We start from the raw sequence: 13,537 nt of genomic DNA, 5'->3' as shown, positions 1-13,537 counted from the left end.
GAGGTTTCAGCTGCGGTAGCGCAGCGCATCCACCACCGGTTGGCGCCGGCTGGGATAATAGAGGCGGAAGCCTGAAAAGTGTGGGCACCAGTCTGCGAGCACGCGGATGAGCCTGCCTGCGTCGAGATCGTCACGGATGAGATCTTAGGCGTTTATTGGGTATTTGCGGCAACGGGCCGAAACCGTCCCCTCAGGGTCCCCTCGATCTCATTATCCTGCCACGGATCGGGATAGGGTATCTCCCAGGCCATCCGCCGCACGACGTTCAGATCGATCTCGTGATAGCCAAGCTCTTCGAGGCGCACGAGCAGCAGACATGCGTCCAACTGAACCAGCATGCGCGTCGATCCGCTGATCTGGTTCAGGATATGCAGCATCGCCGCATGGGATTTGAAGCCGAGGGCGGCGGCCAATGCCTCGTCGGCATGGCCGGAGCGAAGAGTGTCATAGCGTTGTCGCAAGGCCTTTTTGAAGGCAGCGATATTGGCGGGCGCAAATTTGATAGTTGCGTGAAACATCAGACGATCCGCTGTTCTGGTCGATGTCTGCCGATTACACATCGACCGTTGAACATGGTCGTCTTCAATGGCGCATTGGCCTTTCAACCCGGCAGCAGGTTCGGTTAGGCGTCCCTGACGCAGACAATATCAACCAACATCTGCCGCCACAAGATGAGGTAAGTAGCGATCCCCTCAACCGCGATAGCGCAGCGCATCCACCACCACGGCGAAGGCCGGCGTCGGCTGCCGACGACTCGGATAATAGAGGTGGAACCCGGAAAAGGGCGGACACCAGTCTGCGAGCACGCGGGTCAGCCGGCCTGCGTCGAGATCGTCGCGGACACGGTCTTCCAGCACGAAAGCGAGACCCGCGCCGGAAAGGGCCGCCTTCACGGCAAGCGCGCCGGTATTGACCGCGAGCTGGCCTTCCACCCGTACGCGCAGCTCGCGCCCGGCTTGGTCGAATTCCCATGCATAAAATCCGCCCGCCGTCGGCAGTCGCAGGTTGATGCAATTGTGCTCCGTCAGTTCATGCGGCGTGCGTGGACGGTTCCGTCCTTCGAAGTAGTCAGGGGAGCCGACGACGGCCATCCTCGCGTCCGGACCGATCCGCACGGCCACCATATCCTTCGCAACCTGTTCGCCGAGCCGCACGCCCGCGTCGAGGCGTTCGGCGACGATATCGGTCAACCCGTTGTCGACGACGATTTCGATGGCGATATCGGGATATTGCGGCAGCAGCCTCTCCACGGCAGGCAGGAGGATCAGTTCTGCCGCCTGTTCGCCTGCCGAAATGCGCACCGTACCCGAGGGTTTCTCACGCAGCGCCGATAGCTGCGCGAGCTCGGCATTTATCTCCTCGATCCGCGGACCGACCGACAGGATCAGCCGCTCGCCGGCATCGGTCGGTGAAATCTTGCGGGTGGTGCGCGTGAGCAGTCGCAGCCCCATGCGCTCTTCCAGTCCCCGCACCGTCTGGCTGAGCGCAGACTGCGACACGCCGAGCATCGCGGCCGCCCGGGTAAAACTCCCCTCGCGTGCAACGGTCAGGAAGGCGGCGATATCGTCAAGGTTGGTCCGGCTCATTCATAAGCTGCCCTAATAGGTTCATGTCGATTTTAGCGCCTAATCGCAGAACCGCGTAGCCGCTAAATGAAGATCGGCAAGATTTACCGCAGGCAAGGATACTTGACATGCAGATCAAACGAAGTGGTTTCGAACCTTCCGTAAAAGGTCCGGAGCCTATTTCACCGGGACCGTGCGCCTCGACGCCCGTTTCGACAGCAACGATTCTGACCGGGTCGGCGGCGCCACCGTGACCTTCGAGCCCGGCGCGCGCACTGCCTGGCACACCCATCCGCTCGGTCAGACGCTGATCGTCGTCTCCGGTCTCGGCTGGGCGCAGCGCGAGGGCGGTCCGATCGAGGAAATCCGGCCGGGCGATATCGTCTGGTTCGCGCCGGGCGAAAAGCACTGGCACGGCGCCACGCCAACCACGGCCATGAGCCATATCGCCATCGCCGAGAAGCTCAACGGCAGTCCCGTCGACTGGATGGAGAAAGTCACGGATGAGCAATATCACCAGACGGAGACACGTTGATGCAGAAGCGAAAACTCGGAACACACGGTCCTGAAGTCTCGGCCCTCGGCCTTGGCTGCATGGGGCTCAGCTACGGCTACGGCCCGGCAACGGAAAAGCAGGCCGCCATCACCCTCATTCGCACCGCCTTCGACCGCGGCGTGACCTTCTTCGATACGGCGGAGGCCTATGCCCAGGGCGCCAATGAGGAGCTGCTTGGCGAAGCGCTCGAACCCTTCCGCAGTGAGGTGGTGATCGCCACCAAGTTCGGCTTTCGCGACGGCGATGTCAGCAAGGGCCAGGACAGCCGCCCCGAACGTATCCGCGAGGTTGCAGACGCCGCCCTGATGCGCCTGCGCACTGATAGCATCGATCTCTTCTACCAGCATCGCGTCGACACTGAAGTACCGATGGAAGATGTCGCCGGCGCTGTGAAGGACCTGATCGCAGCGGGCAAGGTCAAGCATTTCGGCATGTCCGAGGCCGGCGCCGGCTCCATCCGCCGGGCGCATGCGGTCCAGCCGGTCGCCGCCCTGCAGAGCGAATATTCCCTCTGGTGGCGCGAGCCCGAGAAGGAAATCCTGCCGCTGCTCGAAGAGCTCGGCATCGGCTTCGTGCCCTTCAGCCCGCTCGGCAAGGGGTTCCTGACAGGCGCTATCACTGAGACCACGCGTTTCGATCAGACGGATTTCCGCAATATCGTGCCGCGCTTCTCGGAAGAAAACCGCAAGGCGAACCAGGGCCTCGTCGCAGTGCTGAGCGGGATCGCCGCAAGCAAACAGGCTACACCGGCGCAGATCGCGCTTGCGTGGCTGCTCGCACAGAAGCCATGGATTGCACCGATCCCCGGCACCACCAAGCTGCACCGGCTGGAGGAAAATATCGGCGGCGCGGCAATCGAGCTGACGGCTGAGGACCTGCGGAAGATCGAGACCGCTCTCGCCGATGTCACCGTGCAGGGAGATCGCTACCCGGCCCACCTGCAGGCCCGCGTTGGCCGGTAATAGCGCCGGCACCGGAGCTGTCATGACTGACAATCGCAAAAGCTTTGATCGCGTGATATCAGGAAGGGACAGCAGACGGTGCGAGCTTCAGCATAAAGTTGCATAAATGCCGCAGGCCGCAATTCCCTCGCCGGAGCTGCGGTATGGCACTCCCGTTCGGCAGGATCATTTGCTATCCGTTTACCCGAAGAGCATTGGCGCATCGAGGTAGACTTTGCCTAAGTAAGAACCGGTCTCGATCCAGTTTCACCCGTACGGCCTGACGGCGACAGCTGTCGGCGTATGAATGCGTTCATCGGGTGGCGGCAAGAGACCGGTTTGGCATTGTTCCGATCGCCAGCGCAGCTCCCGCTGTCTCTGCTCTTCAGCCACCCCAAAGCATCGCCACACCGCGCCCTCAAGGCATTTCTCTCGCGCCATCTTGGTGGACTTCCGAACGGAAGACCAAGACTTATGTGCGATACTTTGCGGGTCCGATGGACCATTACACCGAAAACCGCTCCCCAGCCCTGGATCGCCTGTGGCGGATGCGGGGGATTGAGAGCCTTTCAATCCAGCGGCAAGATCCGGCTGAATGCCAACGGCCGCAAGCTGGATGCCTGGCTGATCTACAAATGCCTGACCTGCGACAAGACGTGGAACCGACCGCTTTTCGAGAGACAGAACGTCCGCGACATCGATCCGGCCACTCTGGAAGCGCTGCAATCCAACGATCTCGAATGGATCCGGATGGAGAGCTTCAATCTCGATGCCCTGAAGCGTAAGTCGCAGCGCATCGACGAATTCCCGGAATTCGATATCGCGAGAGAGGTGCTGTCAGAGACTGCCGGCTGGACGCGGCTGGAGATTGAACTGGTGGTGCCTCTGCCTGCGGGCACACGGCTCGACCGGCTACTGGCGTCCGAACTGGAGCTCTCGCGCACGCGGCTCCAGACGCTACAGGAGAAAGGCCTGCTCCGGACGAATTCCGATCGCACCGACATCCTGCGGCGGCGTATCAGGACCGGCATTGAAGTGGTGATCGATCTTGCGACTGTCGCCGATCGCGAGCTCTCTTGGGGACCCCTGGCAACCGGCAGTCCCCGGTAGCCTAAAGCATGTCGCGCAAAAGTGTGCTGCGGTTTTGCGATAACGACATGCGTAAAGCAAAGAGATAAAGCGTGACGAGCGAATCTGAAAGATCGCGATGCGCTTTATAACGCGAAGGCCCGCATCCCGGGCCTTCGTCACTGAGCCCGCCGCATCAGCGGCGGCGATCAGGTCAATCCGGGCGATGTGGCGAGCGAGACGACTGCATCAGCCTGCGGCCGCCGTCCATGGATGCGATGGGGTTTGAGCCGGTCTTGCGATGTCAGCGGATTGTCCGCATCGATTGCCCGGAACATGTCCTGCAGCTCGGGCTCCGCGACGAGGAGCGCTGCCTCCCCCGGCGAAATCCAGATCTTCTGCCTCTCGGCATATTCGCGGAAATGCGCAGCCTCGCTCTCCAGCCGCAGCAGGTGGACCGAGACCGTCAGCGGCGTCTCGTTATCCTTCAGGTAGCTGTAGTAGCCGAGCGGCTTCTTTCTGACCTTGCCGATGATGCCGGCTTCTTCGAACGCCTCGCGCTGAGCACGACGATAGGGCTTTTCCTTTCTCTCCAGATAACCCTTCGGGATCACCCATCTTCCGCTATCGCGGCTGGTGATGAGCAGAACGCTCAGCCTTCCGCCCCTCTCGACACGGCAACAGATCGCACCGCTCTGGTCGATCCCGCGGCGGCCGGTCTTTACCGCGCTTTCCTCATTCAATTCAGATAAATGCCTGGATGGATGCATGGTCCGCTCGTTATCTCCTTCTCCTTGCAAGGAGAATAGAGCGCAACATCAGATCGAAAATAGCGGCCCCTAAAATTAGGGTATCGGATGCATCGAGCGGACTCCTGCCCTCAGGCAAACAGGCTGGCAATCCCATAGCAGGCGGCGGCAATGGCAGCGGCAGCAGGCATGGTGATGACCCAGGCGATGACGATATTGCCGGCAACACCCCAGCGCACCGCCGAAAGACGTCGGGCAGCACCCACACCTATGATCGCACCGGTGATCGTGTGCGTCGTCGACACGGGAATACCGAGCCAGGTCGCAGCAAACAGTGTCAGTGCTCCGCCGGTTTCGGCGCAGAAACCCTGCATTGGATTAAGCCTGGTGATTTTCGAGCCCATCGTGTGAACGATCCGCCAGCCACCGAAAAGCGTGCCGAGCGCCATGGCCGACTGACAGGAGATGACCACCCAGAGCGGCACATGAAAGCTGGGACCGAGCTGCCCCTGACTGAAGAGAAGAACGGCGATGATGCCCATGGTCTTTTGCGCATCGTTGCCGCCATGGCCGAGCGAATAGAGCGAGGCCGAGATGAACTGCATGATCCGGAACGTGCGGTCGACGGCAAAGGGCGTCTGGCGCACGAACATCCAGGAGACGACGAGCACGAAGAACAGCGCAAGCAGGAAGCCGATTGCCGGCGACATGACAATTGCGCCGACCGTCTTCAACAAGCCGCTCCAGACAATGGAACTGAAGCCGACCTTCGCTAGCCCCGCCCCGACAAGCCCGCCGACCAGCGCATGCGACGACGATGAGGGAATGCCGAAGAGCCAAGTGACGATGTTCCAGACGATCGCCCCTATCAGTGCCGCAAAGATTACCTGCGGCGAGACGATTGCCGGATCGATGATGCCGGTGCCGAGCGTTTCGGCGACATGCAGGCCGAAAAACAGAAAGGCGATGAAATTGAAGAAGGCCGCCCACCCGACGGCATACTGTGGCCTGAGAACCCGGGTGGACACGATGGTCGCAATCGAGTTTGCCGCGTCGTGCAGCCCGTTGAGGAAATCGAAGAATAGCGCGACACCAATCAGGCCGATCAGCAGCGGAAGGGAGAGAGTGGCTTCCATCAGACGTTCTCGATGACGACGCCGCTGATTTCATTGGCCACGTCCTCGAACCGGTCGACGATCTTTTCGAGGTTGGAGTAGATCTCGCTGCCGATCATATAGGCCATGGCATTGCCGCTGGCGCCATGCCGGCGATAAAGGTCCTTCAGCCCCTCGTCATGCAATTCGTCGGAGCGGCCCTCGACCCGGGTGATCTCTTCGGCGATGACAGCCAGCCGCTGCGCATTCGCACCCATCTTGTTGAGAAGCGGTATCGCCTCCGCCATCAAGGCGGCCGCCTTGACGATCTCCCCGCCCATCTCCTGCATCAGCGGGTCGAAACTCGTCTGCTCGAACAGGCGGATGATCTTCACCGTCTTGTGCATCATGTCGATCGCATCATCCATGGACTGGATGAGATCCTTGATGTCGCCGCGATCAAAGGGCGTGATGAAGCTCCGCCGGACGGCGACAAGCACTTCGCGTGTAATGTCGTCCGCCTGATCTTCGAGCGCGATGATCCTGTCGCAATTTTCCTGAACCGCTTCGCCTTTCAACAACCGTTCCATCGCGTGGGCGGCAGCGACGACCGTTTCCGAATGCCGGCAGAACATCTCGAAGAAGCGGTCCTCCCGCGGCATCATCTTGCGAAACACGCTCATCATCTCGGGCGATCCTTCCTGAAGCGGATACAACAGTCGCAAGAGACTGTCATAAATCTGTCATAAAACGTCGCAGGCAATTGATCGAAAATGCAGAAATTGACAATGCTTGATGTCATGAAATCCAGCAAAAAAGGCGCAAAACCTCGCGCCACCACCCCAAAGCCCCTGCTGAAGCAACTTGCGGAAAGGCCCGAGAAGCTCTTCTCCGGCGCCTTTCGCCAGCAATATGGCGCTCTCTGCTTCCGCTATCGAAACAGCGATACTGAAAGCGATCGCCCCGAAATCGAGATCCTCGTCGTCACCACGCGCGACAGCGGCCGCTGGATCATTCCCAAGGGCTGGCCGATGAAAAAGAAGAAGCCGCATGAGGCGGCTGCCATAGAGGCCTGGGAGGAAGCAGGCGTGCGCGGGACGGTGAGCAAGAAGCCGGTCGGCCACTATACCTACCTCAAGGAACTGGATGACGGCGACGTTGTTCCCTGCATCGTCGACATCTTCCAGATCGAGGTGGACCGCACGCAGGGGCAGTTCCGAGAGGTCGGCCAGCGCGTGCTGGACTGGGTCAGCCCTGACGAAGCGGCACGGCGCGTGCGCGAACTTGAGCTGAAATCTCTGCTCGTCGATTTCCGCCCCCGGCACGGCAAGGGGCGTAAGAGGAAGGGCTGATTGGCTGACATCCGGGTTCCGTCATTTCGCACTTACAACCATCACCTGTTTGACGCCGCGACGCCATCGTTCGGCGGCGGATAAGCCACAATTCGAGTTCAGCTTCGCGCAACCGGCAGGAATTGGCCTGCCGAATGGGGGAACACCGATGCCCGGAGCATCATCGAGCGCGCGCATGCAAACAGGCTTCCACGCGATTTTCATTCTGTTGGTCCTCAGCCTGAGACCAGCAGTCGGGATGCCGCGATGTCCTCCGCAGAATGAGCTGCTGGCAAAGGCGAAGGTGGTGGTAGAAGCCAGCGTGAAGTCGCTTTTCATCGGCGAATCCGGTTTGATCGTAATGAACGAATTCCCGACCCGAATGATCCGGGCGGATCTGGAAATCAGGAGGGTCATCAAGGGCGAGTTCGCCGGAAAGGAGGTGACGGTGTATGGCGCAATGTTTCCGCCGGGACCGTACCGGGAGTTGAGCCTGATGGCATTCCTGGCCGGGTACGATGGTCACGACACCTTCGAGTGGGAGCTTTCATCGTACGAACTTGGCGATACCGGCATGTCGTTCTTCTTGATGAGCGACTGCATCTACCACAAATTTCCCGACTTCATCACCAATCCGCAATGAGAGGCCGTCGATGCAGCAGTCTATTGCCGGTCACCCCGCTTCTCCTGCGACATCAGCTGGCTGAGCGTGGCTGCCGGGATCGCATCGCCGGCGTAGGTGAAGGTGCCCGACGATTTCACCTCCTCGGCGGCCCGCAGCAGCGCACCAAGTGCGGCGCGCGCAAAGGACCCGCCCACGCTCACCCGGCGCACGCCCGCCGCCGAGAGTTCGGCAACGCTATAGCGCGGCCCCTTCAGCCCCATCACCACGTTGACGGGCTTGTCGACGGCGGCGCAGACGGTTCGGATGGCGTCGATATCAGGCAGGCCGGGCGCATAGAGGACATCGGCGCCGGCTGCCGAGAAAGCCTGCAGCCGCTTGATCGTGTCATCGAGATCGGGCCGTTCCCAGAGAAAATTCTCCGCCCTCGCCGTCAATAGGAAAGGCAGTTTCCGCGCCGCCTCAGCCGCGGCCTGCACCCGCTCGACGGCCTGCGCCAGATAATAGATCGGCCTTGCCGGATCGCCCGTGGCGTCCTCGATCGATCCGCCGACCAGCCCGGCCGCTGAGGCGAGCCGGATCGTTTCGGTGCAGATCTCGGGTGCTGCGCCGAACCCGTCTTCGAGATCGGCCGATACGGGAAGATCGGTTGCTCCGACGATCTCGGCGGCATTGTCGAGGATCTCGCCGCGCTTCAGGCTCGCAAAGGAATCTCGCTTGCCCTTCGAAAAGGCATAGCCGGCGCTGGTGGTCGCCAGAGCCTCGAAACCAAGGCCTGTCAGAATCCGCGCCGAGCCGGCATCCCACGGGTTCGGAATGACGAATGCCTCATCCCGTTGATGCAGCGCTTTAAACCGCTCGAACTTCGCCTGTTGATCCGCCACGACTCTCCTCCTCCGCATATGACAGCGAGATCAGACTAGCATCCGCGAACAAAATGTGAACGACTTTGTGCCGCCTACTCGGATTTTGCCGGTGGCGGTCCGCCCGCTCAGTTGCGTAGCCGATACCCAGTCTTGAAAATCCACCCGAGTGTGCTCAGGCAAATCACCAGAAACAGTGAAATCATCCCGAGGCTGACAAGCGGGTTCACATCGGCAATACCGTAGAAACTCCACCTGAAGCCGCTGACGAGGTAGAGCACCGGGTTGAAATGACTGACCGCCTGCCAGAAGGGCGGCAGCATGTTGATCGAGTAGAAGCTGCCGCCGAGGAAGGTCAGCGGCGGCACGACCAGCATGGGGATGAGGTTCAGCTGCTCGAAATTCGTCGCCCAGATGCCGATCATGAAGCCGAACAGGCTGAAGCTGATTGCCGTCAGCAGGAAGAACAGCACCATCATGAAGGGATGCTCGATCCTGACATCGACGAAGAGGTTGGCGGTCAAGAGGATGATGACGCCGATGATCAGGCCCTTGGTGGCGGCCGCCCCGACATAGCCGATCAGGATTTCCGTCATGGCGACGGGGGCAGACAGGATCTCGTAGATCGTGCCGGTGAATTTCGGGAAATAGATGCCGAAGGAGCCGTTGCCAATGCACTGTCCGAGCAGCGTCAGCATGATGAGACCGGGCGTGATGAAGGCGCCATAGGAGACGCCCTCCACCTCCTGGATGCGCGAGCCGACGGCTGCCCCGAAGACAATGAAATAGAGCGAGGTGGAAATGACGGGCGAAATGACGCTCTGCAGCAGCGTGCGCCGGGTGCGCGCCATTTCGAAGTAATAGATCGATTTGATCGCCTCGAAGTTCATCTTGCGGCTCCTACCAGCGATACGAAGATGTCTTCGAGCGAACTCTGCCGCGTCGAGAGATCCCGGAAATGGATGTTGTTCTGGCCGAGCCGCGTCAGAAGCGACGCCACGCTCTCATGCTCGTTGCGGGTGTCGAATTCATAGACGAGCCGGTTACCCTCGGCCTCGATCGACAGGCCGTTGCCGGCAAAGCAGTCGGGGAGTTTTTCCAGGGGGTCGTTGAGTTCGAGGATCAGCTGCTTGCGGCCGAGCTTGGCCATCAGCGCCTGCTTGTCTTCCACGAGCAGCAATTCGCCGCCATTGATGACGCCGACGCGGTCGGCGATCTCCTCGGCCTCTTCGATATAATGCGTCGTCAGAATGATGGTGACGCCGGAGGCGCGCAACTGCTCGACGACGTGCCACATGTCCTTGCGCAGCGTGACATCAACGCCCGCCGTCGGCTCGTCGAGGAAGAGGATCGAGGGTTCGTGCGACAGCGCCTTGGCGATGAGCACGCGCCGCTTCATGCCGCCCGAGAGCTGGCGCAGCGTATTGTCCTTCTTGTCCCATAACGAGAGATCGCGCAGCACCTTCTCGATATGGGCGGGATTGGCCTTCTGGCCGTGTAGCCCGCGCGAAAAGCTTACCGTATTCCACACCGTCTCGAACTGGTCCGTCGTCAGTTCCTGCGGCACGAGGCCGATCAGCGTGCGCGTGGCGCGGAAATCCTTCACCACGTCATGGCCGTCGACAATGACCGCGCCGCCGCTTGGATTGGCGATGCCGCAGATGATCGAGATCAGCGTCGTCTTGCCCGCCCCGTTCGGCCCGAGCAGCGCCAGGATTTCGCCGCGCTCGATTTCGAGGTTGATGCCCTTCAGCGCCTGGAAGCCATTTGCATAGGTCTTGGTGAGATTCTGGATGGAAATGATCGGTGCCATGGGGCTCTTTGCGGATATCAGTGCGATTTCGGCCGCTATATAGCCCCTTTGTGAAAGTTTGACATCCCGAGCAGGCTGAACACTGAATTCACACGACCAGCCTATCCGCCCGACAATGCCGTGCCGGGACACCCATCCACAGCGCAGATCGGCTGATGAAAAGAAAATCATCTGCCTGACGCCCCGATGTCATCAATCGGTGATGTTCGTGCCTCATAAACACACCCGAGGACAGCACCGGCCTCCGCCCGCCGCCCACCCCTTTGCGGAGCCGCCCTCTTGGCGATCTCGTTACGCCTTCTCTGCTGGCCTCGGCATTGTAATGAAATTTATTGTCAGTCACGAAATGCCAGGAACCGGCCCAGTATCCCCTGTTCAGCCGCGTTCGTCTAAGCCGGCCCTGTGCCGGCTTTCTTTTTTGTCCGGCAGACGAGAGCCGATACAGTAAGTGGTCTCCTGCACGAAGCGATCAACTGTTTCGCTCCGGCGCGCAAAAGGTTACTTTAAGGCGAAAAAATAAACGGCTCGCCTGCTGCCGTTGCCGCCCTATTCTTGCTCCTTTCGGCCCTGTTTTTCAGGTCCCTATCTGATGGGATTAGCGATGCCCGATATAGCGAACCGCGTCATGGCCGTGCGCCAGCACGTCGACGAAACCGTTGCCGTCGCGATGGCGCATCTGATCGAAGACGCGCCGGATTTTGGCCTGAACCGCGTCAATCCGCTGGCCTTTGCGCGCACGAACGGGCTCGGCGAACAGGAGAGCATCGCCGCCTTTCTGCATGCCACCCAGCTCGGCCTCTTCGAACTCTCCTGGAACATCGTCTGCCAAAGCTGCGGCGGCGTGCTCTATCAGGCGGAATCGCTGCAGGGCATCGACCAGCACCACTATAATTGTTCCTTCTGTGCGCTCGATTGGGAACCGACGCTCGACGAAACCGTGGAGATCACCTTCACGGTCGACCCGCGCATCCGCCACATCGCCGCGCACGATCCCGACAGCCTGCCGCTCTGGGATTATACACGCCAGATCTTCTGGTCTTCCGGCAGCGATCTGCCCGAACATCTTGCGCCCGTCGTCGGCGAGGTCGTTCTCGACGCGTTCGAGATTGCGCCGGGTGCGCGCATGGGCCGCCAGGTTCAGATGCGCGAGGGTGTAGCCATTCTCTTCGATCCCGTGACGCACAGCTCGCGCTTCCTGGAAGTGAGCGGCGAACCGGCCGAAGGCCAGCGCCTGTCGATCGAACTCGACGATGCGCATCAGGCTGGCGAAACGCTGCGGCTGGCGCCAGGTCTTCTGACGCTCGATCTGGAAAACCGGACGAACCGGAGGATAATGCCGATCTTCTGGATCGCCGGTAAGGCGCTGGAAGCGATCCTGACGCGGCGCGTCCCTGTCTTAACCGCCAAGCGGCTGCTCACGCACCAGACCTTCCGGGATATTTATCGCACCAATGTTCTCGATCTCAACCAGCGCTTCAGGATCACCAGCCTGACCTTCCTGTTCACCGACCTGAAGGGATCGACCGAACTCTACGAGCGGATCGGCGACCTTGCGGCCTTCGATCTGGTGCGCGCGCATTTCCAGCTCATGTATCAGGTCGTCTCCGCCCATGGCGGCGCAGTGGTCAAGACGATCGGCGATGCGATCATGGCAACCTTTCCGACCCCGGCACAGGGTGTGGCCGCAGCACTCGACATCCGCAAGGTGATCGATGAACTCAACCGGCGCGACAGCCGCGACGACCTGTTCCTGAAGGTCGGCCTGCATAGCGGCCCCTGCCTTGCCGTGCTGATGAACGAGCGGCAGGATTATTTCGGCCAGACGGTCAATGTCGCCTCGCGCCTGCAGACGATCGCCACCCCGGACATGATCTTTGCAACGACACCGGTGGTCGAGGACGAGGAAGCGCGTGCCCTGCTTGCCGCGCGCGGCCGCAGCCTGCATGGCACCACCGCCTTCCTGCGGGGCCTCAGCGGAGAAATACCGGTCTACGGCATTCCCGCCTGAACTGAGGGCAATAGCAGGCGGTACCAGGCATGCTGCACCGTTACGGTCGAGCCGCCTTCAAAGATCCCTGTACATGACGAGCGCATCGACAAACCCAAGGGTCGGATGCCGGAACGCTCTCGGAAGCCGGCCGACCACCTGAAAATCGAGTGATTGCCACAGCCGCACGGCCCGCTCGTTGGAACTGACGACGAAATTGAACTGCATGGCGCGGAAGCCCCGCTGGCGCGCATGGGCGAGCGAATGCTGGTGCATGATACGCGCGACACCCTGCCCCGCCGCCTGCCGTGCAGTCATATAACCGCAATTGCAGACGTGATTGCCGCCACCCGCCTGGTTGGCGCGGATATAGTAGGTACCGATGATGCTGCCGCCGTCATCGGCGACGAAGCTCTCCTTGTCGGCGCCGAGCCAGTAGTCAAGCGCATCGGTCTCGCTCATGTCGCGGTCGAGCGTATAGGTTTCGCCCGCCCGGATGACAGGCTCCAGGATCGTCCAGATGGCGCTGCGGTCTTCCGCTCTGGCAGGTCGGATCAGCATGATCGAATATTCGCATGGGCAGATGGCGCCGCACAATTGTGGCATGGCGTCAGGAAGGGTTCGAGGCAACAAGAAGAGGTGAAGGCAGCTGCTTCACTGGTTGACGCTCTCGAGGATGTCGTCGAGAAGCCGCTCGGCATAGCGCATCGTTTCGAACTGCTCTTCCGGGGACAGCTTGTGCGCGACGCATTCCGCCCGGATGGCGGTCCTCAGCTTCGCCAGCAGGGCCGCCTGTTCATAGGGCGTGAAGGCGCTGTCGCGAACGGTGATCTTCGCGATCGTCTCCAGAATGGCAATCCTCCCCTCCACCTGTCTTGCCGAGCCAACATAGAATGGCCGTTGTGACCTGAGGTTCCGGCGCGGGAATGTTACGACATTGCTCATGGC

15 protein-coding genes and 2 pseudogenes are annotated in these 13,537 nt (G+C 60.8%); 6 read left to right on the top strand and 11 right to left on the bottom strand.

Annotated features, from left to right (window positions below; all coding sequences use genetic code 11):
• Positions 1–6 precede the first annotated feature (6 nt).
• The 3 genes and pseudogenes from H4W29_RS34620 to H4W29_RS32220 all read right to left on the bottom strand — a co-directional run.
• Positions 7–144, bottom strand: a pseudogene (locus H4W29_RS34620) (LysR family transcriptional regulator); the annotation flags it as partial.
• Between the two features lie 8 nt (positions 145–152).
• Entirely contained in the window at positions 153–518 is a 366-nt protein-coding gene (locus H4W29_RS32225) for a hypothetical protein (RefSeq protein WP_192732926.1), read from the bottom strand.
• Between the two features lie 174 nt (positions 519–692).
• A complete protein-coding gene (locus H4W29_RS32220; RefSeq protein WP_192732925.1) occupies positions 693–1,586 on the bottom strand; it encodes a LysR family transcriptional regulator in 894 nt (297 codons plus the stop codon).
• 107 nt (positions 1,587–1,693) lie between these two features.
• On the opposite strand from H4W29_RS32220, the pseudogene H4W29_RS32215 reads away from it, so the two are divergent.
• The 3 genes and pseudogenes from H4W29_RS32215 to H4W29_RS32205 all read left to right on the top strand — a co-directional run bounded on the left by H4W29_RS32215 (position 1,694) and on the right by H4W29_RS32205 (position 4,172).
• A pseudogene (locus tag H4W29_RS32215) lies at positions 1,694–2,100 on the top strand ((R)-mandelonitrile lyase).
• Positions 2,100–3,083, top strand: coding sequence for an aldo/keto reductase (locus H4W29_RS32210; protein WP_192732924.1), 984 nt, complete (start codon positions 2,100–2,102; stop codon positions 3,081–3,083). Before H4W29_RS32215 ends, H4W29_RS32210 begins: the two are co-directional and overlap by 1 nt.
• 453 nt (positions 3,084–3,536) lie before the next feature.
• Complete coding sequence (locus H4W29_RS32205) at positions 3,537–4,172, top strand: DUF1062 domain-containing protein (RefSeq protein ID WP_192732923.1); 636 nt, start codon at positions 3,537–3,539, stop codon at positions 4,170–4,172.
• A gap of 167 nt (positions 4,173–4,339) precedes the next feature.
• Here H4W29_RS32205 and H4W29_RS32200 read toward each other — a convergent pair whose 3' ends face one another.
• From H4W29_RS32200 to H4W29_RS32190, 3 genes are all read right to left on the bottom strand, one after another.
• Entirely contained in the window at positions 4,340–4,873 is a 534-nt protein-coding gene (locus H4W29_RS32200) for an NUDIX hydrolase (RefSeq protein ID WP_246517646.1), read from the bottom strand.
• A gap of 137 nt (positions 4,874–5,010) precedes the next feature.
• Positions 5,011–6,015, bottom strand: a complete 1,005-nt coding sequence (locus H4W29_RS32195) for an inorganic phosphate transporter (RefSeq protein ID WP_192732921.1) — start codon at positions 6,013–6,015, stop codon at positions 5,011–5,013.
• The gene (locus H4W29_RS32190) at positions 6,015–6,659 is read right to left on the bottom strand and encodes a DUF47 domain-containing protein (protein ID WP_192732920.1); all 645 of its coding nucleotides are present in this window, start codon (positions 6,657–6,659) and stop codon (positions 6,015–6,017) included. Before H4W29_RS32190 ends, H4W29_RS32195 begins: the two co-directional genes overlap by 1 nt.
• A 114-nt stretch (positions 6,660–6,773) precedes the next feature.
• Between H4W29_RS32190 and H4W29_RS32185 the strand changes: the two genes are divergently transcribed.
• Positions 6,774–7,325: an NUDIX hydrolase gene (locus tag H4W29_RS32185; protein ID WP_192733268.1), complete on the top strand. Its 552-nt coding sequence runs from the start codon at positions 6,774–6,776 to the stop codon at positions 7,323–7,325.
• 148 nt (positions 7,326–7,473) lie between these two features.
• Positions 7,474–7,947 carry a hypothetical protein gene (locus tag H4W29_RS32180; protein WP_246517645.1) on the top strand — a complete coding sequence of 158 codons (474 nt, stop codon included), beginning with the start codon at positions 7,474–7,476 and terminating at the stop codon, positions 7,945–7,947.
• 20 nt (positions 7,948–7,967) lie between these two features.
• On the opposite strand, the gene H4W29_RS32175 is transcribed toward H4W29_RS32180, so the two are convergent.
• The 3 genes from H4W29_RS32175 to H4W29_RS32165 all read right to left on the bottom strand — a co-directional run bounded on the left by H4W29_RS32175 (position 7,968) and on the right by H4W29_RS32165 (position 10,602).
• Positions 7,968–8,810 (bottom strand): isocitrate lyase/PEP mutase family protein, encoded by an 843-nt coding sequence (locus H4W29_RS32175; RefSeq protein WP_312872525.1) that lies wholly within the window; start codon positions 8,808–8,810, stop codon positions 7,968–7,970.
• Positions 8,811–8,917: 107 nt separating this feature from the next.
• On the bottom strand, positions 8,918–9,679 hold the full coding sequence (locus H4W29_RS32170; protein WP_192732918.1) for an ABC transporter permease: 762 nt from the start codon (positions 9,677–9,679) through the stop codon (positions 8,918–8,920).
• A complete protein-coding gene (locus H4W29_RS32165) occupies positions 9,676–10,602 on the bottom strand; it encodes an ABC transporter ATP-binding protein (protein WP_192732917.1) in 927 nt (308 codons plus the stop codon). Before H4W29_RS32165 ends, H4W29_RS32170 begins: the two co-directional genes overlap by 4 nt.
• Before the next feature lie 601 nt (positions 10,603–11,203).
• Here H4W29_RS32165 and H4W29_RS32160 point away from each other — a divergent pair.
• Positions 11,204–12,610, top strand: a complete 1,407-nt coding sequence (locus H4W29_RS32160; protein ID WP_192732916.1) for an adenylate/guanylate cyclase domain-containing protein — start codon at positions 11,204–11,206, stop codon at positions 12,608–12,610.
• A gap of 57 nt (positions 12,611–12,667) precedes the next feature.
• Here the strand turns inward: H4W29_RS32160 and H4W29_RS32155 are convergent, their stop codons facing one another.
• Positions 12,668–13,150, bottom strand: coding sequence for a GNAT family N-acetyltransferase (locus tag H4W29_RS32155; protein WP_192732915.1), 483 nt, complete (start codon positions 13,148–13,150; stop codon positions 12,668–12,670).
• Between the two features lie 93 nt (positions 13,151–13,243).
• On the bottom strand, positions 13,244–13,534 hold the full coding sequence (locus H4W29_RS32150) for a hypothetical protein (protein WP_192732914.1): 291 nt from the start codon (positions 13,532–13,534) through the stop codon (positions 13,244–13,246).
• Positions 13,535–13,537: the final 3 nt, after the last annotated feature.

The sequence above is a fragment of the Rhizobium viscosum genome (genome assembly GCF_014873945.1).
In the GTDB taxonomy this organism is placed as follows: Bacteria; Pseudomonadota; Alphaproteobacteria; order Rhizobiales; family Rhizobiaceae; genus Rhizobium; species Rhizobium viscosum.
This window is presented reverse-complemented; position numbering and strand designations above follow the sequence as displayed.

Excerpts from the sequence above, each read along its gene's own strand:
- H4W29_RS32220 (WP_192732925.1), bottom strand. The coding sequence starts at position 1,586 with ATGAGCCGGACCAACCTTGACGATATCGCCGCCTTCCTGACCGTTGCA.
- H4W29_RS32195 (WP_192732921.1), bottom strand. The coding sequence starts at position 6,015 with ATGGAAGCCACTCTCTCCCTTCCGCTGCTGATCGGCCTGATTGGTGTC.
- H4W29_RS32205 (WP_192732923.1), top strand. The coding sequence starts at position 3,537 with ATGTGCGATACTTTGCGGGTCCGATGGACCATTACACCGAAAACCGCT.
- H4W29_RS32170 (WP_192732918.1), bottom strand. The coding sequence starts at position 9,679 with ATGAACTTCGAGGCGATCAAATCGATCTATTACTTCGAAATGGCGCGC.
- H4W29_RS32225 (WP_192732926.1), bottom strand. The coding sequence starts at position 518 with ATGTTTCACGCAACTATCAAATTTGCGCCCGCCAATATCGCTGCCTTC.
- H4W29_RS32155 (WP_192732915.1), bottom strand. The coding sequence starts at position 13,150 with ATGCTGATCCGACCTGCCAGAGCGGAAGACCGCAGCGCCATCTGGACG.
- H4W29_RS32185 (WP_192733268.1), top strand. The coding sequence starts at position 6,774 with ATGAAATCCAGCAAAAAAGGCGCAAAACCTCGCGCCACCACCCCAAAG.
- H4W29_RS32165 (WP_192732917.1), bottom strand. The coding sequence starts at position 10,602 with ATGGCACCGATCATTTCCATCCAGAATCTCACCAAGACCTATGCAAAT.
- H4W29_RS32210 (WP_192732924.1), top strand. The coding sequence starts at position 2,100 with ATGCAGAAGCGAAAACTCGGAACACACGGTCCTGAAGTCTCGGCCCTC.
- H4W29_RS32180 (WP_246517645.1), top strand. The coding sequence starts at position 7,474 with ATGCCCGGAGCATCATCGAGCGCGCGCATGCAAACAGGCTTCCACGCG.
- H4W29_RS32150 (WP_192732914.1), bottom strand. The coding sequence starts at position 13,534 with ATGAGCAATGTCGTAACATTCCCGCGCCGGAACCTCAGGTCACAACGG.
- H4W29_RS32190 (WP_192732920.1), bottom strand. The coding sequence starts at position 6,659 with ATGATGAGCGTGTTTCGCAAGATGATGCCGCGGGAGGACCGCTTCTTC.
- H4W29_RS32160 (WP_192732916.1), top strand. The coding sequence starts at position 11,204 with ATGCCCGATATAGCGAACCGCGTCATGGCCGTGCGCCAGCACGTCGAC.